Origin of the sequence: Caulobacter sp. (assembly GCF_017744445.1) — a bacterium.
Lineage (GTDB): Bacteria > Pseudomonadota > Alphaproteobacteria > Caulobacterales > Caulobacteraceae > Caulobacter.
Genome location: NZ_JAGIBH010000008.1, coordinates 114,922 through 140,886, shown reverse-complemented (window position 1 = coordinate 140,886; position 25,965 = coordinate 114,922). Strand labels below are relative to the sequence as shown.

Here is a 25,965-nt window from a genome sequence, read left to right as displayed (position 1 = left end):
CGGCGTTAGAACAACAGCTTCCGCACGTTGAACTGGATCACCCGACCCCGCGGATCCAGATAATCCTGTTGATACGTCAGCGGCGTCACGCCCGTCGCGTCGCGCACCGTCTGCTGCTGGTCGAACAGGTTGTTGACCGACAGGGTCAGGCGGGTGCCGCGCAGCAGCGGATGTTTCTGGACCAGCTCGCGGCGCACGCCCAGGTCGGCGAACAGGCGCAGATTGATCGTGGCCAGGCTGGAGAAGTCCAAGTCCGTACTGGCGCCGCCGGCGCTGGCGTTGACGTGGGTGCCGCTCTTCCAGTTGGCGGTCATCCGCGCGCCCAGGCCATAGCGGGTGATGCCCGCCTGGGCCTCGATCTCGTTGCGAGCCTGGCCGCCGCTGGAGCCGATGACGTCGCCGTTCAGCAGGTCCAGCACCGGCACGCCGTCGGCGATGGTCACCGTCTCCTTCAGGTGGACGGTGTGGAAGAGGGCCAGTTGCAGGCGTGTGGCGCGCGGATTGCCGCCACCGCCGCCCCGACCGCCGCCGCCGAACCCACGGCCGCCGCCGCCACCGCCGCCGCCGAAGCGAGGGCCGCCCTGGCCGCCACCTTCGCCGCCGAAGTTGGGGCGCGGGGGCTCTTCGCCAGTCGGCTGGGTCTGGTTGGCCTGTTGTTGCTGGGCGTTGGGATCGGAGGGCGTGTCAGGCTGAGGCGCGCGCGGGGCTTCGGCATTTTCGCCGCCTTGGCGAGGCGTGCGTTGCAGAAGCTCGGCGCCGGGCGGTTGCGCGCCGCCTTGGCCCTGGCGACCGCGCCAGCCGCCCGGAGGGGGCGGCGGCGCCTTGCCGATCTGGCGCGAGAAGTTGAAGCCCCAGCGGATCTGCTCGCTCTCGCGCTTCTGGAAGTTCACTGGCCGGGTGTCGATGCGGGTCAGGTTGCCATCGGCGTCGCGGGTGAAGCGGTCGGGGAAGGCGGCCTCGACCGCCGCCGTGGCGGCCGGGAAGCCGGCCACCGGATTGTCGATGCGCGAGCGGGTGTAGTTGGCCGTCAGCGACAGGCCCTGAATCTTCTCGGGCTTGTAGCTGGCGCCGAAGCGCAGGACGTTGCGGGTCTCGCCCTTCAGGTCGGGATTGCCGCCGCTGATCCGGGTGACGTCGACGCTGGTCCCGCGCACATAGTCGAAGACCTGGCTGTTGGGCGTGGTGATCAGCGGATTGCCCAGCTGGCTGATGCTGGGGGCGTTTTCCTGGCGGTTGGCCGAGACGATGAAGCTGACCGGCTTGACCGGCGACCAGTTCAGGCCGCCGCCGATCGTGGTCAGGCTACCGTAGTCGGCCACCTGGCGCACGGCCAGGTTCAGGTTGGTCGACAGGTCGCCGATCTGCGCCAGCACGCCCTTGCGGCGGCTGGCCAAAGGCAGGTCGAAGCTGACCTGGGCGCTGGCGTCGCCGCGCGACTGGGTGCTGTCGCTCTCGACGCCCGCGCGGATCGAGTGCGCCACCAGGCGCGAGCCGCTGACGCCCAGCTTCAGGGTCGAGGACAGGTCGCCGGCCGGCAGCTTGGCCAGGGCGCGGTTGGCGACGAACTGCAGGTCGGCGCTGTCGGTGGTCGACTTGGCCCGGTCGCTGTTGACCCGCTGGCCCGGCAGCGGCCTGAACGGATTGAAGGTCGGGTCCAGGGCGGTCAGGCGAGCCTGGGTGTCCGTCAGGTCAACGCTGCGGTCCGTCTCGGTCTTGTTGATAGAATGGTCGTAGTTGCCGGTCAGCGACAGGCGCAAGGTCTCGGTGTCGCGGTTCAGGGTGAAGCCCGCGTGTCCCGCCAGGTTCTTCGACGTTTGACCCAGCGCCGCCTGATCGCCCAGATAGCGGTAGAGCGCGACGTCCTGCCCGAACGGCGAATAGGGATTGGCCCCCGGGATCAGCAGCCGCGCTCGCGCCGGGCCCAGCAGGGAGTCGCTCTGCGATCCGGTCAGGCCCAGGTTCAAGGTCGCCGAGACATTGTCCAGGATGTAGCGGTTGGTGACGCTGTTGATCGACACCTGGGTGTTGCGCGGCAACAGGGTGCGGTCGTCGGTGATGTCGGAGACATTGGCCTTGTTGGCCGTCGGCAGGAAGCTCGCCAGGTTGGGCGCGCCCGATCCCAGGCCGCTGGGTACGCCCGCGACCGTCACCGGCGTGCCGGCCAGGCCGCTCAGGGCGTTCAGGTTGCTGCCCGAGGCGGGACCGATATTGCCGACATAGTCGTAGAGACCGCTGTTGGTGCGGCTGATCAGGTCGCGGTCGCTTTCCAGCAGATGGTCGGCGTTCTGCAGCTTGATCGATAGGTTGGTGCGGCCCTGGCGGTTCAGGCGCAGCTGGCTCCAGTTGGCCTGTTCGGTGATTTGGCCGCCCTTGGCCGAGCCGCCGACCGTGGCGTCGATCGTACTGGCGCGGAAGCGCTGGCGCAGGACGATGTTCACGACCTTCTGGTCGGCCGAGTAGCCGTATTTGAGGGCCACTTCCTCGGGCAGGATCTCGACGCGCTGGATGGCTTCGGTCGGGATGTCGCGGATCTCGCCCTGGCCCGAGATGCGGCGGCCGTTCAGCAGCGTGACGGGATCGCCGCCCAGGCCGCTGGTGGTCTGGGGCGCCAGCTCGGTCAGCAGGTCTTCCATCGACGAGACGCCGAACGAGCGCACGTCGGCGGCGCTGAAGGTCTCTTCCGGCGGGATGTCGCCCAGCACCGCGCCATAGGGCTTGCCGCTGGCGGTGATGGTGACGGCTTCGACCTCGGTATCGAGGTCTTCGGGCGTGACGGGCTTCTGGGCCGCCGACGGCGCGGCGGCGGGCTTGGCAGCCGGCTTGGGCGCCGGCTGAGCGGGAGCAGGGGACGTCGTGACGGGCGGTGCGGCCTCCTGCGCATGGGCGGTCGTCGTCGCGACACACCCCAGGATCCCGACCAGGGCCAGCTTGCGGCTCATCAAAGAGCGTCTCCGAATTCTCTACGTCCCACGATTGCGGTGCCTGTCCGATGTGACGGCCAGATTTCAAAGTCGCAACACTGGCGGCGGCCGAAGGTCTAGCGAACAGATGTCCAGGGCCGGCTGAGCAGCACCGCGCAGTTGATGATGCCCACCAGCGAGTAGGTTTGAGGATAATTGCCCCACAGTTCGCCGTCCGCGAAGCCGATATCTTCTGACAGCAGTCCAGCGCCCGTGCGACGCGAAAGCATATCCTCGAAAAGCTCGCGGGCTTCATCAGTGCGACCTGACAGGTGCAGGGCCTCGACCAGCCAGAAGGTGCAGATGTTGAACGCCGTCTGCGGCGAGCCGAAGTCGTCGGGAATGGCGTAGCGCAGCAGGTAGGAGCCCCGCCGCAGGCCGTCCTCGATGGCCTTCAGGGTGGCGACGTTGCGAGGGTCGTCGGGCTTGTGGAAGCGCAGGTCGACCAGCTGCAGCAGGCTGGCGTCCAGGGTGTCGCCCTCGAAGGTGGCCGAGAAGCGGCCCAGTTCCTCGTTCCAGGCGCGGTCCTCGATGACCTGGCGCACCTGGGCGGCGCGGCCGCTCCACAGCGCGGCCTTCTCGGTCAGGCCTAGCTTCTCGGCGGCGTTGCCCAGGCGGTCGCAGGCGGCCCAGCACATGGCGGACGAGTAGGTGTGGACATTGGCTCGGCCGCGGAACTCCCACAGGCTGGCGTCGGGCTGGTCGTGCATCCGATAGGCCTGCTCGCCGACCGGCTCCAGGGCCTCGAAATCCTCGACCGTGGCCGGGCGCAGCAGGCGCTCGTCGAAGAAGGCCTGCACGGTCGACAGGATGATCTGGCCGTAGACGTCGTTCTGGATGTGCTCGAAGGCCTGGTTGCCGACCCGTACTGGCCCCATGCCGCGATAGCCGGGCAGGTCGGGGGCGAAGCGCTCGGTCAGCTGCTCCTCGAAGCCCACACCGAACAGCGGCTGGATATGGCCGCCGTTCGCCCGGTCGACGATGTTGCGCAGATAGCCGAGGTAGTTCTCCAGGATGTCGACCGCGCCCAGCCGGTTCAGGGCCTGGACCACATAGTAGGCGTCCCGAAGCCAGCAGTAGCGGTAGTCCCAGTTGCGGCCGCTGTCGGAATGCTCGGGGATCGAGGTGGTCAGGGCCGCGACGATGGCGCCCGTCTCCTCGTGCATGCAGAGCTTCAGCGTGATCGCCGCGCGGATCACGGCGGTCTGGTAGTCCAGCGGCACGGCCAGGCCGCGCACCCAGTGCTTCCAGTAGAGGTCGGTCTCGCGCAGCATCCGCTCGCAGGTGGCGCCGATATTGGCGTCGAAGCCTTCGTCCGCGCCCAGGAACATGGCGATCGGCCGTTCCAGCCGGAACGTGCGCTCTTCCAGGATGTGCGAGACCGGCGCATCGGTGGACAGGCGCAGGGTCATGTCCGAGCACAGGAAGCGGATGTGGTTCGAGCCCGAGGTGTGCTCGGCGACCTTGGCGCCCCAGCCGGCGGTGGGCTTCACGCGCAGGGTGACGCGAGCCACGCCCACGATCGGCCGGATCAGGCGGATGAAGGCGGTCGGGCGGAAGGTGCGGCCGTGCTGGATGTAGCGGGGGGAGAAGTCGATGATCTCGAACCGCGCGCCGTCCTCATCGGCGATCTCGGTGCGCAGGATCGGGGTGTTGCGCAGATAGCCCTGGCGGACCTCGGCCCGGCGGTCGACCTGGATGTCCCACAGGCCCTTGGCGTCGCCGCTGTCGGCGTCCGTGTCGTCCAGCAGGGCGCTGAACACCGGATCGGAATCGACGCGTGGGGCGCAGGCCCACACGAAGCGTCCCGCGCTGTCGATCAGCGCGCTGACGGCGCAATTGCCGATCGGAAACAGGTCGAGCGTCTTTTGCGAGCTTCTGTCCATAGAGACCCCGGATGCGTGCTTTTGGGCTTTCCCCATTTCGGGTGAAACCGACGGTGTGGCTTGCGGGTTCCTGTTCTCGAAAAACGTCTTGCTGGGGGCAGGGGAGGGTTCGCCTTTCGCGCTACTCGCGTTGACGCAGCAGGCCGGTACCGGCCATCTGGTTTCCTTAACGCGGCAAGGCCGCGAGCGTGCGGTGGGCTGTTCGACGGTGATGCGATTTACGAGAACCTGCGGCGTCCTGGCGGCGGCGATGAGCCTGCTTTCCCTGGAAGTCGCCCAAGCTCAATCGCAGCGTCCGGCCCTGGCCGGCGGCCGTCCTCCTCAAGCCGCCCCTCAGCAGGCCATTCCGCTGGTCCAGCCGCGCGCGACGGTGTTCCAGCCTGACTTGTCCGCCGTCCAGCTGCGTCCCGACCAGGCCGACATGCTGCGCCGGGTGCTGGGGGACGCCTACACCCACGGCTTCGACCCCGCGACCTTCTCGCCCGAGCGCGTGACCACGCAAGCCCAGCTGATCGGCCTGACCCTGGCCTACGCCAAGGCCGTGCGCAGCGGCCGCCTGCCGGTTGATAAGTTCATGAACGAGTGGGGCCTCAAGCCCGCGCCGTACGATCCGACCATCGACTTCATCAACGCCGTCCAGCAGGACCGCCTGGGGCCGTGGCTGGACACGTTGCCGCCGCCCTATACCGGCTACCAGACCCTGCGCGGCGGCCTCGCGACCTACCGCGACATCGCCGCGCGCGGCGGCTGGCAGCCTATCGCCGCCGGTCCCGACATGAAGGAAGGCGCGACGGGCGCCCGCGTCGTGGCCCTGGAAGCGCGCCTGGCCGCCGAGGATCCGACCATCGCCGTCGACGCCGCCCCGATCTTCGACGCCGCCCTGACCCAGGCCGTGCAGCGCGCCCAGAAGCGCTTTGGCCTCAATCCGAACGGCGTCGTCAACAAGGCCACGCTGGACGCCCTGAACATCCCCGTCGAGCGGCGCATCGACCAGATCGTCGCCAATATGGAGCGCTGGCGCTGGCTGCCCCAGACCCTGCCGGCCGAGCGGATCCAGGTGAATGTCGCCGCCGCCATCCTGTCGGTGTTCAGCCACGACACCCCGACCCTGACCATGCGCGCGGTCACCGGCCGTCCGGGCGACGAGACGCCGATGCTGTCGTCGATGATCCACTCGATCGTGCTGAACCCGCCGTGGAACGTGCCGTCGTCGATCGCCTCCAAGGAGCTGTGGCCCAAGGAGCGGAAAAGCCCCGGTTATCTGCGCCGCAATGACTTCATCGTGATCCCGACTGGCGACGGCGGCTCGCGCCTGCAGCAGAAGGCCGGCCCGCTGGCCGCGCTGGGCAAGCTGAAGTTCGACTTCGCCAACCCCTACGGCGTCTATCTGCACGACACCCCCAGCCGCGCCCGCTTCGACAGCTTCAGCCGCCTGGCCAGCCACGGCTGCGTGCGCCTGCAAAAGCCCACGGAACTGGCCAAGGCGCTGCTGGACGGCGACGCCACGTGGACGCCGGAAAAGATCGACGCGACCCTGGCTTCGGGCGACACCGTGCGCGCCAAGCTGCCTCAACAGATCGCGGTCTTCCTGCTGTACTGGACGGCCTATGTGACCCCGGACGGGCAGGTGAACTTCCGTCAGGATCCGTATGGCTGGGATCGCGAACTGGTGCAGCGGATCGCCGCACTGTGATCCTGCTCAGCTTGCTTTCTTAACATTCTTGCGGTGTCCTCCCGGCTCTTAGTGTCGGGATAGGGCGTACGCATGCATCGACGTAAGCTGCTCCAGTGGGGGCTGGGCGCTATTGGCGCGGGGCTAGTTCCCCTGGCCGCACGGGCTGATGACGACATCATCGGTGCGATCCTGGAAGGAAAACAGGTCGGCGTGCCGGTGGTTCCCACGGCGCCGGTCGACCTGCGTCCGACGCCGGTCGAAGCTCCAATTGTAAAATCGCCGGCGCTGGTCGATCCGCGCTGGGTCAAGCTGCGCAACATCCACACCGACGAGAAGCTGGAAGCCGTCTACTGGGAAAACGGCGAGTACGTTCCCGACGCTGTGAAGGCCCTGAACCACGTCCTGCGCGACTATCGCAATGACGAGAGCCACCCGATCGATCCGGGCCTGTACGACATCCTGGGCAAGATCGCCCAGAAGACCGGGACCAAGGCCCACTTCCAGGTGATCTCCGGCTATCGCTCACCGGCGACCAACAAGATGCTGGCCGAGCGCAGCGGCGAAGTGGCCAAGCGCAGCCTGCACATGGACGGCAAGGCCATGGATATCTTCCTGGAAGACATCGCCCTGGAGGATATTCGCGCCGAGGCCCTGGGCCTGCAGCTGGGCGGCGTCGGTTACTACCCCAAGAGCAAGTTCGTGCACGTCGATGTCGGCCCCGTCCGCAAGTGGTCGGGTACCTGAGGTCGTACTGTTCGCCTGCCAGGCGAGCCCCTTGGCGAAACGGGTAACCAAGCTCTAGTTCGCACGTTTAGAGCATGGTAGCCGACGCAGTGTCGGTAGCGTCAGGGGAAGCACGTCAGATGAGCGAGCGTCGCAGCAATCCGTTCGGCTGGATGATCCTCGGCTTCATCGTCGGCGTCCTGGTGACGTTCGGCACGATCCTGTTCCTGACCTCCAGCGGTGGCGGCTACGAGGACGGTCCGTCCGAGACCCGCACCGCCGCAGACGACGCCGCCACCGCGGCGATGAGCGCCTCGTCGACCGGTTCGCAGCCGGCCCCCCACAAGATGGAAACCTCGGCGCCGGTGGCGACGGACCCTACCGCCGCGGCGCCTCGCGCGGAGCGTCAGGCCCCGGTGCAGGACCTCGACCCGCAGGTGGCCGACGATGCGGCGGCCGCCGGGATGACCTCGCGGACGCGCTAACAAAACACTCCGTCATTCCCGCCCTTGTGGCGGGAACCCCTCTGTACGCCGCAGGTGCAGAGGGCGGCTTGTATCTCACGTATCAGCTGAACCAGGGGTTCCCGCCACAAGGGCGGGAATGACGGTGGTTTAGGGGCACGCGGTGGTGAGCCTGCGACACCTCGCCCCACCCGTTATCCACAGCCTGCTGCCACCAAGCTGGCGGCAGGGGAGGCGCAGAACCTTGGGTGTCCAAGGAGATGCGCATTTGTCGATCAAGGGAAGTTGCTGCTGCGGCGGCGTCCGTTTCGAGCTGTTCGAGCCGCCCCTGATGCTGGGGACCTGCCACTGTTCGCGCTGCCGCAAGGCGGGGTCTGGCGCCTATGCCTATGTCCGGGCTGAAGCCTTCCATTGGCTGGCGGGCCGGGAGCTGGTGGCCCGCTATCACCCCAAGCCGCCGATGAAGTTCAACCGGTCGTTCTGCAAGCGCTGCGGCACGTCGCTGGGCGATCCCGACAGCGGCCGCATCCTGGCCATCGCCGCCAATTGCCTGGACGATGATCCGGGCGTCGCCGTCAGCTTCGAAGAGTTTACGCCGGACGCGCCGCCCTGGGAGAAGCCGGCATAGAAAAAGGCGGCCGCTGAAGCGACCGCCTTCTCCAAATCAAAGCTAGTGGAGAGCTTTATTCCTTCGGCATCGGCATGGCCGGCATCGCGCCCGCCTTGCCCTTCATGGCCTGGTGCTGCGCCGGGGGCAGCGGGATCAGGCCACGGCCTTGCAGGTAGCCGCCACGACCGGTGGCCGCGTCCGAGACGAACTCGTTGACGAACTCCTTCAGGCCCGGCGTGACGCCGACCTGCGACTTCTTCACGTAGACGTACAGCGAGCGCGACAGCGGATATTGGCCGCTGGCGATGGCCGCCGGGGTCGGCTTCACGCCGTTGACGGCCGCGCCCTTGATGCGCGAGGCGTTCTCTTCCAGGAACGAGAAGCCGAACACGCCCAGGGCGTTCGGGGTCTTCTCGATGGTGCCGACGATGGCGTTGTCGTTCTCGCCGGCGTCGACCCAGCCGCCATCGGTGCGCATCGGCGACACGGTGGCCTTGAACTTCTTCTCGTCGTCCTTCTTCAGCTTGGCCAGCGTCGGCAGCTTGGCGGCGCCGCCTTCCATGGCCAGTTCGGCGAAGGCGTCACGGGTGCCCGAGGTGGGCGGCGGGCCGTAGGCCAGGATGCGGGCCTTCGGCAGGCCTTGGCCGACCTCGTTCCAGTTCTTGTAGGGCTGCTTCACCAGCTGGCCGCCACGCAGGGACTGGTCGGCCAGGCCCAGGTACAGCTGCTCGAGCTTGAAGTTGAAGTCCGGACCCTTCTTGTCGACCGCGACGACGATGCCGTCGAAGCCGATCTTGATCTCGACGATGTCCTTCACGCCGGCCTTCTGGCAGGCCTGGAACTCGGACTTCTTCATCGGACGCGAGGCGTTGGCGATGTCGGGGAACTTCTCGCCCGTGCCGCCGCAGAACATCTTGATGCCGCCGCCGGTGCCCAGGCTCTCGACCTTGGGCGACTTCTTGCCGGTCTTCTTCGAGAAGTTTTCGGCCACGCGCGTCGAGAACGGGAACACGGTCGAGGAGCCGGCGGCCCACACGTAGTCGCGGGCGGCGTGTGCTTGGTCGGCGACGGCGAACAGGGCCAGCGTGGCGACCGCGCCAAGGAGCTTTTTCATGTCGTCAAATCCTGAGTGATCCGGGGACGCGGAGAACGTGCCGGAGCAATGCAGGGGCTTTTGTCACGGTTGCGCGACAGTTTTACGACACGCATTCCGTAGGCGGATGATCAAGCGCTCAGCGCCGGCGGGCAAGGGGCAGCAAGGCGGTTGCGGATGCGTCTGGGCCGGCTAAGGTTTTCCCATGCAGGTCGGAGCGCGGCGATGCTGGACCATATCACCTTCGGCGTATCGGATTTCGATCGGTCGGTTCGTTTCTATGACCGCGCCTTCGCGCCTTTAGGTATTCAACGGTTGTTCGACGACGAAAGCGGTCCCGCCAAGGCCACAGGTTACGGCGACAAGCGTCCCTGGTTCTGGATCGCCGAGCACGATCCGACGTCGGGCAAGCTGCACATCGCGATCCGCGCGGCCAGCCGGGAGGCCGTCGACCTGTTCCATCAGGAAGGCCTGCTGGCGGGCGGCGTCGACAACGGCGGGCCTGGTCTGCGGCCGCACTATCATGCGGGCTACTACGGCGCTTTCGTCCTGGATCCGGATGGCCACAACATCGAGGCCGTGTTCCACGACGTGGCGTAGACGGCCTCCTATCGGACGATCTCGCCGTCTTCCTTGGTGAAGGATTCCGGGGTGTTTTCGAGCAGGGCGTAGACCGTCTCGGAGGGGCGAGCCAAGGCGACGCCTTTCGGGGTCTCGACGATCGGGCGGTTGACCAGGATCGGGTGCTCGACCATCGCCGCCAGGATCGTCTCGTCCGAGACGCCGTCGGCCAGCAGGCCCAGTTCCTCGGCCGGCGTGCCCTTCTCGCGCATCAGGTCTCGCACGGACAGGCCCGAGCGGGCCGACAGGCTCAGCAGCTGCTCGCGGGTCCAGCCGGCTTTCAGATACTCGACGACGGTCGGCGTGTAGCCGGCCGCCTCGACCATGGCCACGACGTTGCGCGAGGTGCCGCACTTGGGGTTGTGGAAGATGGTGACGGGGAAGCCATTCTTGGAAGAGGTCGTCATGCGGGTTCCTGCTTGAACATCCAGTCGAACACGGCGAGCGCCAGGGCGGCGCCGACGACCTGTCCCAGGAGAAAGCCCGGGATCGAGGCGGGCGCTATGCCCGAAAAGGTGTCGGTCAGGCCGCGCGCCAGGGTCACCGCCGGATTCGCGAACGAGGTCGAGGCGGTGAACCAGTAGGCGGCGGTGATGTAAAGCCCGACGCAGACGGGCGTCGCTTCCGGCTTGACCCGCGAGGCGCCCAGGATGGTGACGATCAGCCCGAAGGTGGCGACCGCCTCGGACAGCACCTGGGGGGCGCCGTCGCGGGCGTGGGTCGAGACCTGCACGATCGCCCGGCCGAACATGCGTGAGCGAGGACGACGCCGGCCAGCGCGCCGACGACCTGGGCGCCGGCGTAGAGGATGGCGTGCTTGGGGGCCATCTGGCCGCGCAGGGCCATGACCGTCGAGACCGCCGGGTTGAAATGCGCCCCGCTGCTGGGGCCAAAGATGGTGATCAGCACCACCAGCGCCGCGCCGGTGGCCAGGGTATTGCCCAGCAGGGCCAGAGCGTCCTGATCCGGCGCCAGGGCCTGGCCCATGACGCCCGAGCCGACCACCACGGCCAGCAGCAGGGCCGTGCCCAGGGCCTCGGCGGCGAGGCGGCGGCTGAGCGTGGCGTTCACGGGCAGCAGGCCTCGGCCTTGGCGACGATCGCGCCTAGCGGAGCGCAGATCTGCGGCGCGCCGTGGCAGCAGTCCTCCATCAGGAAGCCCAGCAGGCCGCTCATGGCGCTGAAGTCCGCCGAATAGATGATCGACCGCCCCTCGCGTCGGGAGGTGATCAGGTCGGCGTGCGAGAGGACATTAAGGTTGGCCGACAGGCTGTTGGGCAGCACCTCCAGCGTCCGGGCGATGTCGCCGGCGGCGATCCCGACCGGGCCGGCCTTCACCAGCAGGCGGAAGATCGCCAGGCGACCCTCGTGGCCCAGGGCGGAGAGCATGTTGACAGCGGACTTTGATTCCATATTTCCAATATGATCGAATTATTCGACAGTTCAATGACGCAGTTTGGAGTCGCCCGTGACCGAGTTTCCCGCTCTCGAGCCGCAGTTCCTGGCCCAGGTCGATCAAGGCCGGCTGGCGGTGGCGGCGCCGGCGACGCATCCGCCGCGTATCCTGCTGCTGTACGGCTCGCTGCGGGCGCGCTCGTTCAGCCGGCTGCTGGTCGAGGAGGCGGCCCGCATCCTCCAGGCCCTGGGCTGCGAGACACGGATCTTCGACCCTCGCGACCTGCCGCTGCCCGACGCCACAGGCCCCGATCACCCGAAGGTCCAGGAACTGCGGGCGCTGTCGCAGTGGTCGGAGGGGCAGGTCTGGTGCAGCCCCGAGCGGCACGGCGCGATCAGCGGGATCATGAAGGCCCAGATCGACTGGATCCCGCTGGAGATCGGCAGCGTCCGGCCGACCCAGGGCAAGACTCTGGCGGTCATGCAGGTCAGCGGCGGCTCGCAGTCGTTCAACGCGGTCAACACCCTGCGCCTGCTGGGCCGCTGGATGCGGATGATCACCATCCCCAACCAGTCGTCGGTGGCCATGGCCTACAAGGAGTTCGACGAGACCGATCGCATGAAGCCGTCCAGCTACTACGAGCGGGTCGTCGATGTGATGGAGGAGCTGGTCAAGTTCACCCTGCTGACCCGCGACCGGGCCGACTATCTAGTCGACCGCTACAGCGAGCGGAAGGCCAGCGGGCGGATCCCCGAGCATGTCGCCCTGGCCGCCGAGGCCATGCGGCACGAAACGACCTAGTCCGCCAACGCCAGCAGCCGTCGCGCGCCGGTCTTGTCGGCCAGAATCTGCTCCAGGGTCTGGGCGTCCAGCACGGCCAGGAAGGCGGCGGTGGCCTGGTTCAGGGCGCGGGGCAGGCCGCAGACAGGGGCGACCTTGCAGCTGCCGCAGTCGACCAGCTGGAAGCCGTCCTCGGTCTGGCGCACCACGTCGCCGATGCGGATCGCCGAGGCCGGACGACCCAGCCTCAGACCGCCGCCGCGTCCGCGCTGGGCGGCCACGAAGCCGGCCTTTGACAGCTGCTGCACCACCTTCATCAGGTGGTCCTTGGAGATGTCGTAGGCGCGGGCGATCTCCTGGATCGAGACCGTCTGGTCGTCGTGCGCGGCCAGGTGCATCAGCACGCGGATCGCATAGTCGGTGTAGCGGGTCAGGCGCATCTGGGTGTCGCTTACAGGTCCGTTCCGGCCGCGTCGAGCGGGTCGGCTAAAACAGGTACTTAAGGAGCATCTTTTCTTGTTCCAGCTCTGGCGTGGGTATAGATGCATTTTGTCTGCATATTATAACCGAGAGCAACCCCGATGACGACCCCGCTGAGCGGCAAGACGATCGCCCTGGTCAAGGCCACGGTTCCGGCCTTGACGGAACATGGCGCGACGATCACCGGCGCGATGTACAAGCGCCTGTTCGAGACTGACCACATCCGGGCCCTGTTCAACCAGGCCAACCAGGAGTCGGGCGCGCAGGTGAAGGCGCTGGCCGGCGGCATCCTGGCCTATGCCCGCAACATCGATAACCTCGGCGCGCTGGGCGAACTCGTGGAGCGCATGGCCCAGAAGCACGTCGGCTATCACATCCTGCCCGAGCACTATCCCTACGTCGCCACGGCGCTGCTCGAGGCCATCAAGGAAGTCCTGGGCGAGGTCGCCACCGACGAGATCCTGGAAGCCTGGGGCGAGGCCTACTGGTTCCTGGCCGTCATCCTGCAGGGCCGGGAAACCGACATTCGCCAGAGCGTGGAGGCCCAGGAGGGCGGCTGGAGCGGCTGGCGGGCCTTCGTGGTCGAGAGCAAGGTCCGCGAGAGCGCGGTGATCACCTCGTTCGTGCTGCGGCCCCAGGACGGCGGCAAGGTGGTGGCCCACAAGCCCGGCCAGTTCCTGACCTTCGCCTTCGACACGGCGGTTCAGAAGGGCGTCAAGCGCAACTACTCGATCAGCCAGGCCGCCAATGGCGAGACCTATCGCATCTCGGTCAAGCGCGAGACGCACGGCGTGGCCTCGGGTCACCTGCATGACGCCATCCAGGTCGGCGACGTCCTGATGGCCACCCCGCCGGCCGGTGATTTCCACCTCAAGCCCGCCGAACGTCCCGTGGTGCTGCTGAGCGGCGGCGTCGGCATGACCCCGATGGTGGCCATGCTGGAGACCATCGCCGCCGAGCATCCGGAGCTGGAGGCCCACTTCGTCCACGGCGCGCTGAACGGCGACGTCCACGCCATGGCCGGCCATGTGAAGGCCCTGGCCGCCGCGCATGGCGGCACGCGGGTCTCGACCTTCTACAGCGAGCCGACGGCCGGCGACGTGCTGGGGCAAAGCCACGATGTCGAGGGCTTCGTTTCGATCGCTTGGCTCAAGGCCCAGACGCCGTTCGACACGGCCGACTTCTACCTTTGCGGGCCCAAGCCCTTCCTGCGGATTTTGGTGCAGGGCCTGGCCCAGGCCGGGGTGCCGTCGGACCGCATCCACTACGAGTTCTTCGGCCCCGCCGACGAACTTCTCGCAGCGTAGAGCTTGAAAGGAGCTCGCATCATGGAACACGCGCCTTACACCGTCTTCGTCACCGGCGTTGAGCCTTATGAAGGTCCTCCGGTTATCGCGCCCCGCTTCGGCGAGGCCGCCGCCGACCTGCCCAAGGCGGTGGGCTGGATGATCGTGGCCTCGTACGCCTCGATTCTGGTCGCGTTCGGCGTGGTCTTCCTGGGGCAGGGCGACGTCCTGTTCAACCTGGGGGTCTGCGCGGCGTATCTGGCCATGTACCTGGGCGTGCCGTGGGTGTTCCTGAAGGTCGAACCGAAAGGCGGCTTGAAGAGTGAAGAGGGGCGCCCCGACCTCGCCGACTTCCTGGAGCGGGGCCTGTCGACCTGGACCGGCCATGTCAGCGGCGCCAGCGCCCTGGCTCAGATCCTGACCATCCCCGTCGCCGTGGCCGTTGCGGCCCTGGGCATCGGCATCATCGTTCGACTGAGCGCCTGATCCCTCTCCCAGCCAGGCGCTCAGAAAGCCGGCCCTGCGAAAAATCTTCGCGGGGCCGGTGTGCGTCAGGGGGCGATGTGCGTCATGACTGTCGAGAGCAGTCATGAGGTGAACCGTGGGGCAGGCGACGCCACACGATCTTCGAGGGTTGGATCGGCGCTACAGGCCAGCGCTGATGGCCTTTTTCATGCGCCGCGCCGCCACCCACAGCGACGCCGAGGACATGACCCAGGAGCTGTTCGCCAAGCTGGCGCGGGCGGAAGACCCGGCCATGCAGAACCCCGACGCCTACGTCTTCCAGATGGCCGCCAACCTGCTGCGCGACCGCCATCGGCGTGAGCGGGTGCGGGCCGGCTACCGCGCCGCCATGGCGGCCGGCGACCCGGTCGACCTGGAGCCGATCGATCCCGCCCGCATCCTGCAAGGCCGCGAGGACCTGGGCGAAGTCTCCCGCGCCCTGCGCGAGCTGCCCGAGCGGACGCGGGCCATCTTCCTGCTGTATCGTCTGGAAGGCATGAAGCAGGCTGAGCTCGCCACCCTCTACGGCATGACCACCAGCGGCGTGCAGAAACACATCCTCAAGGCCATGGGCCATTTGACGCGACGCCTGAGGGCGAACCCATGAGCGAGGCGATGGACGACAAGCTGGACCTCGCCGCGGACGCCGCCGCCGAATGGTGCGTGCGCCTGTCGGAAGGCGACCTCTCGCCCGCCGAGCAAGCTGACCTGGACGCCTGGTTCGCCGCCGATCCGACGCACCGCGAGCTGCTGGAAGACGCCGTCGCCGCCTGGCGAGCCGTGGACAAGCAGGCCTCGCTGCCCGGCATGATCGCCCTGCGCGGCGAGGCGCTGAACGACCTGCGCCGCGCTCAGCGTAAGCAGTGGAGCCGCAAGCCCGGTCCGCGCGTGGCGATCTGGAGCGCCGCCGCCGCGGTGGTCGCCGCCGTCGCGCTCGGTGGGGTTTTGACCTGGCGCGCCGGCCTGCCGGACGTCTATCGCACCACCGAGGGCGAGCGGCGCATCGTCGAGCTGGCCGACGGCTCGCGCGCCTCGCTGGACGCCGACACCGTGCTGAAGGTCCGCTACGACGGCGACCGTCGCCGCCTGTGGCTGGAGCAGGGCCGCGCCAAGTTCGCGGTGGCCAAGGATCCGCTGCGGCCGTTCTCGGTCGCGGCCGGCGGCAAGCTTGTGGTCGCCACCGGCACCACCTTCAGCGTCGAGCGCGTCGCTGACCAGATGCGGGTGGTGCTCTACGAGGGGCACGTGGCCGTGCTGGACGGCGAGGGCGCCAAGGGCCGTCCGCCGCCGCTGCTGCGGGTCAACGGCGCGCCGACCGAGAAGTCGTTGACCCCCGACCACGAGCTGGTCGCCCAGGTCAATTCCGAGGCCGCCTCCGTCTCGCCCACCGACCCGCTGCGCGCCGGCGCCTGGGAGACCGGGCAGTTGGTCTTCCAGGACGAGCCCATGTCGCTGGCCGTCGAACGCGTGAACCGGTACGCCCGCGACAAGCTGCGGATCGGCGATCCGGCCGTCGCCTCCTTGCGGATCAGCGGCGTCTTCACCTCGGGCGACACGCGCGCCTTCATCGACGGCGTCACCGCCGTGCTGCCCGTCCGCGCGGTGAGCGGGCAGGGCGGCGAGACCGTGCTGCGGGCTTTCCAACGCCAGCCAAAAAACTTCACCGAAGGCGGTGAGTCCTCGGTGGAGTGAGGCGTCTCACTTACCGAAAGCGCCGATAGACAAAACAAGCGGCGCAGGGAGGGACGTATGAGCAAGTCTTTCGACCAACGCTGGCTGCTGGGCGCTTCGGCGGCCGTGCTGATGGCCCTGGCCGCGCCGGGCGCGGTCTCGGCGCAAGCCCGTGAACAAGCCTTCGACATTCCGGCCCAGGACCTGGCCGGCGCCCTGCGCGCCTTCGGCCGCGCCTCGGGCAAGCAGCTGGCCTTCGACGAGAGCCTGACGCGCGGCAAGAAGGCTCCCAAGCTGAAGGGCGCCTATACCGCCGACGAGGGGCTTTCGCGCCTGCTATCGGGCTCGAACCTGGTGGTTCAGGCGACCGCCAGCGGCGTCTACGCTATCCGCGAGCGGCCGCTCTTGGTCACCGCCAGTGCCGCCGGCCAGTCGGCCTCGCCCGCCACCGCCGTAGAACAAAGCCGCCCCGAAGAGCCGGCCGAAGTCGAGGAAGTGATCGTCGTCGGTACGCCCGGCGGCGCCGGCATCGACAAGCTGTCGGCCAGCTTCGCGGTCACCACCGTCAACGCCCAGGACATCCTGAAAGCCTCGCCCAAGAGCAGCGCCGAGCTGCTGTCGCTGGTGCCCGGCGTCTGGGTCGAGACCTCGGGCGGCGTGGCCGGCGCCAACGTCTTCGTGCGCGGCTTCCCGGCCACCGGCGACGCCGAGTTCCTGACCATCCAGCTTCAGGGCTCGCCGATCTATCCGCCCTCGACGCTGTCGTTCCTGGAGAACTCGTCGATCTTCCGCGTCGACGAGACCATCTCGCGGATGGAAGCTCTGCGTGGCGGTCCCAACCCGATCTTCTCGAACGGCCAGCCGGGCCTGACGACCAACTTCATGCTCAAAGAGGGCGGGCCGGAAACGAAAGGTCTGATCAAGGCTGCGACCTCCGACTACGGCCTGCGGCGCGTGGACGGGGTGATGAGCGGCAAGTTGGCCGACGATCTCTACTTCATGGCCGGCGGCTACGTAACCCGCTCGCCGGGCATCCGCGACACCCAGTTCGACAGCGAAAAGGGCCAGCAGTTCACGGTCAACCTGACCAAGCGGCTGGATCGCGGGAAGGTCAATGTCTACGCCCGCTTCACCGACGACCACGGCGCCTGGTACCTGCCGTTCGCGGTCAATGTGCCCGGCATCGACAAGGGCGAATATACTCAGCTGGGCGAGCTGTCGCGCCAGCAGACCCTGCAGGTCCACGCCAACGGTCGCACCCGCGACTTCGATCTGGCCCACGGCCGGGGCTGGAAGGGCTACGTCGCCGGCGGCAGTTTCGAGCACGAGTTCGGCGACGGCTGGACCATCCGCGACCGCTTCAGCTTCACCAAGGGCAGCGCCGACACCTACGGCCTGGTGCCCGACGGCGGAGCGGTGACGGCGGCCTCGGTCGCCGGCCTCATCGGCGGCCCGGTCCGCCTGCGCGGCGGCGCGACCCTGGGCGCGGGCGACTACGTCCAGAGCTGGGGCGCGTGGATCGTCGAGAAGGACATCGAGGCCTTCGTCAACGACTTCAGTATCAGCAAGACCATCGGCGACCACTCGGTCTCGGCCGGCTACTACGCGTCGAGCTTCTCGTCGGACGACTTCTGGACCATCGGCAACTTCAAGCCGATGCAGGTGAAGGCCAATGGCGACTACCTGGCGGCCAATGTCTCTTGCGCCAACCTTGTCACGGCCGGCAGCGGCGCCGGGTGCTGGAACTACGGCCTGACCTCGAATGGCGACGGCAAGGTCAACGCCTTCTACCTGGCCGACAGCTGGAAGATCAGCCAGGCCCTGCGCCTGGACGTGGGCGTGCGCCACGAGACCTTCGACACCGACTATGTCGTGGACGACGGCAATGGCTATCCGGACGGCTTGGCCATCCGCACGGTCGACTACAGCAAGAGCAAGCTCTCCTACACGGCCGGCCTGAACTATGACCTGAACGAGACCTCGGGCGTCTTCGCGCGCTACTCCAAGGGGTACAAGTTCCCGAGCTTCGACAACTTCCGCGAAAACCTGAACGACATCCTGTCGGTCAAGCAGTACGAGCTGGGCTACAAGCTGCGCTCGGGGCCGTTCGAGCTGTACGCCACGGGCTTCGCCAACAGCTTCGACGGCGCCAAGTTCGCCGATGTCGGCGGGACGCTGGAGACCAACAGCAACAAGGCGCGCGGCATCGAGCTGGACGGCCGCTGGCGCTCGGACTTCGGCCTGTCGCTGGCGCTGAACGGCACTCTGCAGAAGACCGAGATCAAGAAGTCCTCGATCGTGGCCAACAAGGGCAACAGCGCCCAGCGCCAGCCCAACTGGCAGATCCGCTTCACGCCCAGCTACGATGTCCGCTTCGGCGAGGTGGCCACCACCTTCTACGGCACGGTCAGCGCGGTGGACGATCGCTGGGGCGACAACGCCAACACCCAGAAGCTCAACGGCTACACCAAGGTCGACCTGGGCGCGATCTTCAATGTCGGCGATTTCAGCGTCCAGGTGGCCGCCGACAATCTGACCGACAGCCATGGCCTGACCGAGGGCGATCCGCGTTCCACCAGCGGCGCCAATGCTCGCCCGATCCTGGGCCGGTCGGTGCGGCTGTCGGTGGGATATAACTTCTAGTCTTTGACCCAAAACCCCGTTTCCCCGGCGAAGGCCAGGGCCCAGATCATAGGGCTGTGCGTTTCGGGTTATCGTCCCATGCTCAGGCTGTATCTGGACCCCGGCTTTCGCCGGGGAGACGGTGAATGTTTGATTGAGTCCGAGGTACTGAATGGCCCGCCTGATCGCCGTGACGCTCGCCGCTTTGACCTTGGCCTCTGCCGCCCAGGCCCAGGAGGCGGCGAAGGTCCCGACGCCGGCGGATACCTATCAGGAGCTCTTCCACCAGGTTCAGACCCGGCGGATCTTCCCGGACGGCAAGATTTTCGTCGACGCGGTCCCCAAGCGCGCGCCGGCCAGGATCCTGGCCGACTACCGCGCCCACGCCCGGTTCAGCGACGCGGAGCTCAAGCGCTTCGTGCGCGCCAACTTCATCGTCCCCGAGGCCGGCGCCGCCCCCGAGCCCAGCGCCGCGCGGCCGCCGATCAAGGCTCACATCGCCGCCCTGTGGCCTCACCTGACCAAGCCGCCCGTCAAGCCCGTGGCCGGCGGCTCGGCCCTGGCCATGGCCAAGCCCTTCGTCGTGCCGGGCGGGCGCTTCCGCGAGATCTACTACTGGGACAGCTACTTCACGATGCTGGGCCTGAAGGCCGACGGCCGCGACGATCTCGTGGAGAATATGATCGACGACTTCGGCGGGCTGATCGACGCCTATGGCCACATCCCCAACGGCGCGAGGACCTACTATCTCAGCCGCTCGCAGCCGCCGTTCTTCTACGCCATGGTCGGGCTCTCCAGCACGACCGACCCCAAGACCCTCAAGGCCCGCGTCGATCTGATGCGCCGCGAACATGCCTTCTGGATGGAGGGCGCGGATGGCCTCAAGCCCGGCCAGGCCCATCGCCGCGTCGTGGCGTTGGCCGATGGCACGGTGCTGAACCGCTACTGGGACGACCGCGAGACGCCGCGCGACGAGTCCTATCGCGAGGACCTGGAAACCGCCTTGAAGAGCGGTCGTCCGCCGGCCGACGCCTTCCGCGACCTGCGGGCTGGGGCCGAGAGTGGCTGGGACTATTCCTCGCGCTGGATGGCCGACGGCAAGACACTGGCGACGATCCAGACGACCTCGATTGTCCCGGTAGACCTCAACAGCCTTATGTTCGGCCTGGAGACGGCGATCTCGGTCGGCTGCGCCAAGCTGGCCGACACCGCCTGCGTCAGCGAGTTCGACGGCCGCGCCAAGGCTCGGGCCAAGGCCATGGATCTCTATCTGTGGGATGCGCCCAAGGGCGCCTATCTCGACTTCCAGTGGAAGACCGGCCAGCGCTTGGACCACCTGAGCGCGGCGACCTTCTACCCGCTGTTCGTCGGGGCGGCCGACGAGCGCAAGGCTCATGTCGTGGCCCAGAAAGCCTGGGACGAGCTCCTGGCCCCGGGCGGCCTGCGCACCACCACCGTCCGCACCGGCCAGCAGTGGGACACGCCCAACGGCTGGGCGCCGCTGCAATGGGTGGCCGTCTCGGGCCTGCGCCGCTACGGCGAGGACGCCCTGGCCGGCGAGATCGCCAAGCGCTGGCTGGCCACGGTCGAGCGCGAGTACCAGGCCAGCGGCAAGATGCTGGAGAAGTACGATGTCGAGGAAGCCAAGGCCGGCGGGGGCGGGGAGTATCCCACCCAGGACGGCTTCGGCTGGACCAACGGCGTCACGCGGGCGCTGATGGAGGGGGTTAAGTAGTCAGCATAAAATTCTCGTCATCCCGGCCGCAGCGAAGCGGAGAGCCGGGACCCAGGGGCAACCGCAGTGCGCCGGCCCCTGGGTCCCGGGTCGGCTACGCCGCCCGGGATGACGAGTTTTGGTCGTTTCTAGAACTCGAAGCCGATCGTGCCGAACACCTGGCGCGGAGCCGACGAGTGGAACACCAGGATGCTGCCGGCGGCGTCATCCGGGGCGAACACGCTGCTGTCGAAGTTGGCCGCGTGGCGCTCGTTCGTCAGGTTGGTGACGTTGAGCGACGCCTTGGCGCCCTTCATGAAGCCGGCCTGATTGAACTTGTAGCTGACGCCCAGGTCGAAGGTCGTGTAGCCGCCGAAGCCCTGGTCGTTGGTGTAGGTGTAGTAGCGGCGGCCGGTGTACTTGCCCTGCAGCATGGCCGAGAAGCCGCCCTGCTTGAAGGTCAGGACGCTGGCCAGCATTTCCTTGGGCGTATCGACCTGCTGCTTGCCCTTGGTCTGCTTGATCACGCAGGTGGTGGTGCACCAGTTCAGGTCTTCGTCGTAGGTCGACTTGCTGTACGAGACCGAGTTGTACCAGTTCAGCCACGACGTGGCCTTCCACAGCACGCCCAGCTCGGCGCCCTTGCTGGTGACGCCGCCAGCGTTGTGGAAGGAGTTGCCGCAGCCGGGGTTCTGCTGCTGGTTGGTCGGGCAGGGGTTGTACTGCAGCAGGCGGTTCTGGAACTTCACGTCATAGGCCGCGACCGAGACCTGCAGGGTGTCGCCGACATAACGATAGCCGACGTCGTAGCTCTTGGAGGTTTCCGGCTCCAGATAGCGGCCCTGGGCGTCCCACACGGCCTGCGAGACCGACTGCGGGCCCAGTTTGAAGCCGCCCTGGAACATGGCCATGTTCTCGGCGTAGCTGGCGAAGATCTCGTGGCCCGGCGCGATGCGATAGCGGGCGCCGATCTCGGGCAGGAAGTTGTCCGAGGCCTTCAGCGAGCCCGAGGCGAACTGGGTCGCGGCGGCGGCCGGGGCCTTGGCGATGCCGGGCAGGGCCTTGGCGTTCGACTTGGCGACGGTGCTCTTGAAGCCGAATTCCAGGCTCAGGGCGTCGTCCAGCAGGCTGACCGTGTCCTGGACGTAGAACTGCTGGGTGTTCCAGTCGGTCTTCTGCACCCACTGAGCGGTGTTGGGCTGGCCGTCCAGATAATGGGCCAGGCTGAACGGGCCGGTGACGTTGGTCCAGATGTAGCGGGCGGCGCTGCTGGTGTTCTGCTCCAGCCACAGGCCGGCCTGCAAGTGGTTGACGCCGTAGGTCCAGGCCAGGCTGGCGACCACGCCGTCACGGTCGATGGTGTAGCGCGTGTCGCGGATCTGGACGGGCAGGTCGTCGCTGGTGTCGGTCGTGCCCTGGTTGGACAGGCCTGTGATGAAGTTGTTGCCCGCGCCCTTGTCGGTGTGGCGGTAGACCTTCATTTCCGCCTTCAGGGTCGACGTGATGTTGAAGTCGCCGGCGATGTAGAACAGGTCGTCGTTGCGCAGGATCTGGCCGTTGGTGAAGGTGACGTCGGCCAGCTTCTCGGGAGCCTTGGAGGTCACGCACTTGGCGGCGAGCGAGGCCACGCCGCAGGCGGCGCGGGCGACGTAGTCGTTCCAGTTCGGCGCATAGCCGCCCCAGTCCCAGCCCAGGCGCGTGACCATGTCCTTGGACAGGTAGGCGTCATCGGCCTGGTTGGTGCGCGACAGGTCGGCGAAGGCGGTCAGCGAGCCGCGCTCGCCCTTGTAGGTCAGCTTGCCGTTGAACTGCTTGCCGGTCGACTTGTTGTAGGCCGGCTGGTTCACGAACAGGTCCTGCTGGGCGTACTGGCCCGAGACATAGGCCGACCAGCCGTTGTGCTCGCCGGTGTCGAAGCGGACGAAGGTGCGGGCGCTGTCCTCGCTGCCGACGCCGGCGTTGAACGACAGGCCCATGGCCTTCTTCGGGTCGCTGGAGGTGTAGATCAGCGCGCCGCCCAGGTTGCTGGTCGACGGGATCGACAGGCCGGCGATGCCGGTGGCCAGGTCGGCGCGGCCCAGGTTCTCCGAGATCAGGGCGCGGCTGATGGTCAGGCCGTTGTAGTTGTTGTAGGCGCCGTCACCCAGCGGCACGCCGTCCAGGCTGTAGCCCAGGTGGGTGGTGTTGAAGCCGCGAACCTGCAGCGACAGCGACTGCTCGTTGACGCCCAGGGCGTCGATCGACTGGGCGTTGACGCCGGGCAGGAAGTTCAGCGCCTTCTGGACGCTGGTGCCGGGCGGCAGGACTTCCAGGCTCTGCGGCGTCAGGGTGTTGACCGAGCGGGTCTGGCCGCTGCCGACGATGACGACGGCGTCCAGTTCGGTGTTGTCGGCGGCCGGGGTCTCGGCGGCGTTGGCGGCGGACGTCATCAGGCAGGCGGCGATGGCCACCAGGCTGGCGGTTCTGAGCAGCATTCTCGGATATCCCCTGATATCGAGCGCCTGCGCGGGATTCCCGTCTACGGCGCCGTTTTTGTGATGCGCCGCCTCTATTCCACGCGTCGATGACAGTTCTGCCGCGATCCTGTGACGCTCACCGTCACAAAACCTATGCAGTCGGGCCCTAAGAGCCGGCCAAGTTCAGAAAGCCCCTGGGAGCCCTCGATGTCGCGCCGTCGTCTTGCCGGAACCATTGTGGGTATCGCCGCCCTGGCCCTCGCGACGGCCGCCTCGGCCCAGAGCGCGACCTACACGACCGCGCATTGGGACAGGACCCCCGGCGACGTGACGGTCCAGTTCGGCGGCAAGACCTATGTGAACCACGGCCTGGTCGCCGTGGGCTGGCTGCCGGCCGCGACCCGCGACTTCAACGGCGAGAGCCTGGGCTCGTTCTCCAGCATGGCGGTGGCCGGCTGGAAGAAGGCCGCCGACGGCTCCTACACCGGCGTGATGCGCACCCTGCCGGATCGGGGGCCCAACAATGTCGGGCCGTTCAAGAGCACGACGGATTACGCCAACCGCGTCCACGAGCACGCCATCAAGTTGGTGCCCGGCAAGGGCCTGACCATCACCCCGACCGGCGGCTTCCTGCTGAAGGACCAGACGGGCCAGCCGTTCACCGGCATGGATCCAGGTTCGAACATCGTCGAGCGCGACGGCGTGCGTTATCCGTCGCCGGCCAGTGGCGAGGGCGCGGGCAAGCTCAGCCTGGACAGCGAGGCCATCGCCTATCTGCCGGACGGGAGCTTCTACATCTCGGATGAATATGCGGCGGGCATCTATCTGTTCGACAAGACCGGCAAGCTGACCGGCGCGATCCAGACCGTCCCGGCCCTGCTGCCGATCAAGAAGGGGCAGCTGAACTTCGGGGCCGAGAAGGCCCCAGACCAGGGCCGTCGCAACAACCAGGGCCTGGAAGCCCTGACCGTCAGCCCCGACGGCACGCGCCTGATCGCCGTGCTGCAAAGCGCCGCCATGCAGGACCAGGGCGCCAGCGCCGCCACGCGCAACAACACTCGCGTACTGGTCTACGACATCAGCAAGACCAAGCTGCCCAAGGCCCCGATCGGCCACTACGCGCTGCAGCTGCCGACCCTGCGCGAGGCCGGCGACGGCCAGCCGGCCGACATCACCGCCGCCCAGTCCGAGGCCGTGGCGCTCAGCAACGACCGCTTTCTGCTGCTGGCCCGCGACGGCAACGGCCGTGGCAAGGGCACGGCCAATGGGCCGGTCTACAAGAGCATCCTGCTGGTCGACCTGGCGGGCGCGACGAACCTGGCCGGAACGCCCTATGAGCAGACGGCCAAGCCGATCGCCACGGACGGCGTGCTCAATGCCGACATCAAGCCGGCCGCCCAGGCCGAGCTGGTGAACATCCTCAACCCGGTCCAACTGGCCAAGTTCGGCATGAACCTGTCGGTCGCGCCCTCGACCCCGACCAGCTTGCCCGAGAAGATCGAGGCCATGTCGCTGGTCCCGACCCTGGACAAGACCGGCGACGTCTTCCTGCTGGTCGGCTCGGACAACGACTTCGCCACGGCCAAGGGCCACGTCAACGGCCAGGACTTCGACGCCTCGCTGCACGGCGACACCGGGACCGGCGACAACGACAACCTGGTGCTGGTCTATCGGCTGTCCTTGCCGAAATGAGCGCGAGCCTCTAGGGGCGAGGCATGACCCTTCTGCGCGACGCCGACGACGGGACCGCCGTCGTGGTCTGCAACACCTGCCGCTTCTCGGCCGAGGAGCGCGAGACGCCTGAGGGCGTGCGCGGCGGAGCGGTCCTGGCGGCGGCGTTGCGTGAGGCGGCGGCGGGCAGCGGCGTGGCGATCCAGGAGATGCCGTGCCTGTTCAACTGCACCCAGCACTGCTCGATCCACCTGCGCGCGCCGGGCAAGATCGGCTACGTCCTGGGGCGGTTTGAGCCGACGGCTGAGGCGGCTAGAGCGATCGTGGACTACGCCGTGGCCTATGCGGCCAGCGAAGAGGGCGTGGTGCCGTATCGCCAGTGGCCGGAAGGCGTGAAGGGCCACTTCATCGTGCGGGTGCCGCCGGCGGGGAAGCTGGTGGGCGAGTAAAACCCTCTCTCATAGAGAGAGGGAGGGGCCCGCGCGAAGCGTGGGAGGGTGAGAGGTTACGACGTCAACCGGGGCGCCGGCACGCCGTCCAACCTCGTAACCTCTCACCCCAACCCTCTCTCTAAGAGAGAGGGAGCTTTCAGGTCAGCCCTTCGATCGCAGCCTTCTCTGCTGGCCATTGCTCGAAGCTCATCACGATCTGCTGCGCCGTCGCCTCGGCGATCAGCACCCCATCCTCCCGGCGGAATTCGGCGCGCGCGGTGATCAGCTGCCGGGTCCGCGCCACCACCTTCGCCTCGATCGCCAGCGGACCCTCGCGAGCGATCTTCAGGAAGTTCACCTGCAGGTTCACGGTCCGGAACAGCCGGTCCCCCGGCACGACCGTCATGGCGGCGAAGGCCAGGACCTGGTCGGCCAGCGCGGCCAGATAGCCGCCGAACAGCGAGCCGTCGGCCGTGGCCAGTTCGGGCGCGGGCGTCCAGGACTTGCGCACCCAGCCTTCGCCCCAGTCGTCGATCAATCCGAGCCTCAGGGTCTGGACGATCGGCGGCGGCGTCGCCGCGCCGGCCTTCAGCTCATCAAGGCGTTCGGTCGCCCAGGTCATGTCGGTCCCTCCGTGTTCAAGGGAAGGCTAGGGGAGACGGCCGCGCTCTGTTACTCGACTTTCCAGAGGACGGAAGGGCGCCATGAGCCTCGTTGAAAACACGCGGAAAATCCCGCGACAGAGCCGCTCCAAGATCTCGGTCGACGTCGTGCTGGAAGCGGCGGCTCAGATTCTGGAGGCGTCCGGCGAGGCCGGTTTCAACACCAATGCCGTGGCCATCCCGTCGAGCTGGCAGAGGGTTTCGCGGCGGCGGAGGCGGGGATCACCGACGCCCAAGGTCGCCCCCTGACCCGCATCCAGG

Annotated in this window: 25 protein-coding genes and 2 pseudogenes; 17 read left to right on the top strand and 10 right to left on the bottom strand. The window is 67.6% G+C overall.

Features of this window, described 5'->3' with window-relative positions; genetic code table 11:
• Positions 1–5: 5 nt before the first annotated feature.
• The gene (locus tag J7528_RS13605) at positions 6–2,939 is read right to left on the bottom strand and encodes a TonB-dependent receptor (protein ID WP_291875191.1); all 2,934 of its coding nucleotides are present in this window, start codon (positions 2,937–2,939) and stop codon (positions 6–8) included.
• Positions 2,940–3,037: 98 nt separating this feature from the next.
• On the bottom strand, positions 3,038–4,846 hold the full coding sequence (locus tag J7528_RS13600; protein WP_291875189.1) for a glycoside hydrolase family 15 protein: 1,809 nt from the start codon (positions 4,844–4,846) through the stop codon (positions 3,038–3,040).
• A 208-nt stretch (positions 4,847–5,054) separates the two neighbouring features.
• Between J7528_RS13600 and J7528_RS13595 the strand changes: the two genes are divergently transcribed.
• The 5 genes and pseudogenes from J7528_RS13595 (at position 5,055) to J7528_RS13575 (ending at position 8,336) form a co-directional block, all read left to right on the top strand.
• Complete coding sequence (locus J7528_RS13595) at positions 5,055–6,539, top strand: L,D-transpeptidase family protein (RefSeq protein ID WP_291875349.1); 1,485 nt, start codon at positions 5,055–5,057, stop codon at positions 6,537–6,539.
• Between the two features lie 72 nt (positions 6,540–6,611).
• A complete protein-coding gene (locus tag J7528_RS13590; protein WP_291875187.1) occupies positions 6,612–7,265 on the top strand; it encodes a DUF882 domain-containing protein in 654 nt (217 codons plus the stop codon).
• Positions 7,266–7,384: 119 nt separating this feature from the next.
• Positions 7,385–7,729 carry a hypothetical protein gene (locus tag J7528_RS13585; protein WP_291875185.1) on the top strand — a complete coding sequence of 115 codons (345 nt, stop codon included), beginning with the start codon at positions 7,385–7,387 and terminating at the stop codon, positions 7,727–7,729.
• 9 nt (positions 7,730–7,738) lie between these two features.
• A pseudogene (locus tag J7528_RS13580) lies at positions 7,739–7,853 on the top strand (hypothetical protein); the annotation flags it as partial.
• A gap of 123 nt (positions 7,854–7,976) precedes the next feature.
• Positions 7,977–8,336 carry a GFA family protein gene (locus J7528_RS13575; RefSeq protein ID WP_291875182.1) on the top strand — a complete coding sequence of 120 codons (360 nt, stop codon included), beginning with the start codon at positions 7,977–7,979 and terminating at the stop codon, positions 8,334–8,336.
• Between the two features lie 55 nt (positions 8,337–8,391).
• Here J7528_RS13575 and J7528_RS13570 read toward each other — a convergent pair whose 3' ends face one another.
• Positions 8,392–9,432: a substrate-binding domain-containing protein gene (locus J7528_RS13570; protein ID WP_291875180.1), complete on the bottom strand. Its 1,041-nt coding sequence runs from the start codon at positions 9,430–9,432 to the stop codon at positions 8,392–8,394.
• Between the two features lie 204 nt (positions 9,433–9,636).
• Here J7528_RS13570 and J7528_RS13565 point away from each other — a divergent pair, with 204 nt between their 5' ends.
• On the top strand, positions 9,637–10,011 hold the full coding sequence (locus tag J7528_RS13565) for a VOC family protein (protein WP_291875178.1): 375 nt from the start codon (positions 9,637–9,639) through the stop codon (positions 10,009–10,011).
• Between the two features lie 8 nt (positions 10,012–10,019).
• Here J7528_RS13565 and arsC read toward each other — a convergent pair whose 3' ends face one another.
• The 4 genes from arsC to J7528_RS13550 are packed head-to-tail and all read right to left on the bottom strand — an operon-like array spanning position 10,020 to position 11,444.
• Complete coding sequence (gene arsC, locus J7528_RS13560; protein WP_291875175.1) at positions 10,020–10,439, bottom strand: arsenate reductase (glutaredoxin); 420 nt, start codon at positions 10,437–10,439, stop codon at positions 10,020–10,022.
• Positions 10,436–10,726 carry a hypothetical protein gene (locus J7528_RS25585; protein WP_363269847.1) on the bottom strand — a complete coding sequence of 97 codons (291 nt, stop codon included), beginning with the start codon at positions 10,724–10,726 and terminating at the stop codon, positions 10,436–10,438. Before J7528_RS25585 ends, arsC begins: the two co-directional genes overlap by 4 nt.
• Positions 10,693–11,103 carry an aquaporin gene (locus J7528_RS25580; protein ID WP_363269845.1) on the bottom strand — a complete coding sequence of 137 codons (411 nt, stop codon included), beginning with the start codon at positions 11,101–11,103 and terminating at the stop codon, positions 10,693–10,695. The genes J7528_RS25585 and J7528_RS25580 overlap by 34 nt, the downstream gene beginning before the upstream one ends.
• A complete protein-coding gene (locus J7528_RS13550) occupies positions 11,100–11,444 on the bottom strand; it encodes a helix-turn-helix transcriptional regulator (protein ID WP_291875172.1) in 345 nt (114 codons plus the stop codon). The genes J7528_RS25580 and J7528_RS13550 overlap by 4 nt, the downstream gene beginning before the upstream one ends.
• Positions 11,445–11,499: 55 nt before the next feature.
• Here J7528_RS13550 and arsH point away from each other — a divergent pair, with 55 nt between their 5' ends.
• Complete coding sequence (arsH, locus tag J7528_RS13545; protein WP_291875170.1) at positions 11,500–12,228, top strand: arsenical resistance protein ArsH; 729 nt, start codon at positions 11,500–11,502, stop codon at positions 12,226–12,228.
• On the opposite strand, the gene J7528_RS13540 is transcribed toward arsH, so the two are convergent.
• Positions 12,225–12,647, bottom strand: coding sequence for an Rrf2 family transcriptional regulator (locus J7528_RS13540; RefSeq protein WP_291875168.1), 423 nt, complete (start codon positions 12,645–12,647; stop codon positions 12,225–12,227). The two genes, arsH and J7528_RS13540, sit on opposite strands and share 4 nt — an antisense overlap.
• A 141-nt stretch (positions 12,648–12,788) precedes the next feature.
• Between J7528_RS13540 and hmpA the strand changes: the two genes are divergently transcribed.
• The 7 genes and pseudogenes from hmpA to J7528_RS13505 form a co-directional block, all read left to right on the top strand.
• Positions 12,789–13,994: an NO-inducible flavohemoprotein gene (hmpA, locus tag J7528_RS13535; RefSeq protein WP_291875166.1), complete on the top strand. Its 1,206-nt coding sequence runs from the start codon at positions 12,789–12,791 to the stop codon at positions 13,992–13,994.
• Positions 13,995–14,015: 21 nt separating this feature from the next.
• Positions 14,016–14,459 (top strand): hypothetical protein, encoded by a 444-nt coding sequence (locus J7528_RS13530; protein ID WP_291875164.1) that lies wholly within the window; start codon positions 14,016–14,018, stop codon positions 14,457–14,459.
• Between the two features lie 115 nt (positions 14,460–14,574).
• Positions 14,575–15,084 carry a sigma-70 family RNA polymerase sigma factor gene (locus tag J7528_RS13525; RefSeq protein WP_291875162.1) on the top strand — a complete coding sequence of 170 codons (510 nt, stop codon included), beginning with the start codon at positions 14,575–14,577 and terminating at the stop codon, positions 15,082–15,084.
• Entirely contained in the window at positions 15,081–16,169 is a 1,089-nt protein-coding gene (locus J7528_RS13520; RefSeq protein WP_291875160.1) for a FecR domain-containing protein, read from the top strand. Before J7528_RS13525 ends, J7528_RS13520 begins: the two co-directional genes overlap by 4 nt.
• Before the next feature lie 57 nt (positions 16,170–16,226).
• The gene (locus tag J7528_RS13515) at positions 16,227–18,791 is read left to right on the top strand and encodes a TonB-dependent receptor (protein WP_291875158.1); all 2,565 of its coding nucleotides are present in this window, start codon (positions 16,227–16,229) and stop codon (positions 18,789–18,791) included.
• Positions 18,792–18,942: 151 nt separating this feature from the next.
• On the top strand, positions 18,943–20,505 hold the full coding sequence (treF, locus tag J7528_RS13510; protein WP_291875156.1) for an alpha,alpha-trehalase TreF: 1,563 nt from the start codon (positions 18,943–18,945) through the stop codon (positions 20,503–20,505).
• Positions 20,506–20,514: 9 nt separating this feature from the next.
• Positions 20,515–20,630: pseudogene (locus tag J7528_RS13505) on the top strand (hypothetical protein); the annotation flags it as partial.
• Between the two features lie 3 nt (positions 20,631–20,633).
• Here J7528_RS13505 and J7528_RS13500 read toward each other — a convergent pair.
• Positions 20,634–22,958, bottom strand: coding sequence for a TonB-dependent receptor (locus J7528_RS13500; protein WP_291875154.1), 2,325 nt, complete (start codon positions 22,956–22,958; stop codon positions 20,634–20,636).
• 189 nt (positions 22,959–23,147) lie between these two features.
• Here J7528_RS13500 and J7528_RS13495 point away from each other — a divergent pair, with 189 nt between their 5' ends.
• Positions 23,148–24,632 carry an esterase-like activity of phytase family protein gene (locus J7528_RS13495; protein ID WP_291875152.1) on the top strand — a complete coding sequence of 495 codons (1,485 nt, stop codon included), beginning with the start codon at positions 23,148–23,150 and terminating at the stop codon, positions 24,630–24,632.
• A 23-nt stretch (positions 24,633–24,655) separates the two neighbouring features.
• Entirely contained in the window at positions 24,656–25,060 is a 405-nt protein-coding gene (locus J7528_RS13490) for a DUF1636 domain-containing protein (RefSeq protein WP_291875150.1), read from the top strand.
• Positions 25,061–25,199: 139 nt separating this feature from the next.
• On the opposite strand, the gene J7528_RS13485 is transcribed toward J7528_RS13490, so the two are convergent.
• Positions 25,200–25,664 carry a PaaI family thioesterase gene (locus tag J7528_RS13485; protein ID WP_291875149.1) on the bottom strand — a complete coding sequence of 155 codons (465 nt, stop codon included), beginning with the start codon at positions 25,662–25,664 and terminating at the stop codon, positions 25,200–25,202.
• Between the two features lie 82 nt (positions 25,665–25,746).
• Here J7528_RS13485 and J7528_RS13480 point away from each other — a divergent pair, with 82 nt between their 5' ends.
• The gene (locus J7528_RS13480; RefSeq protein ID WP_291875147.1) at positions 25,747–25,953 is read left to right on the top strand and encodes a hypothetical protein; all 207 of its coding nucleotides are present in this window, start codon (positions 25,747–25,749) and stop codon (positions 25,951–25,953) included.
• The last annotated feature ends 12 nt before the right edge of the window (positions 25,954–25,965 follow it).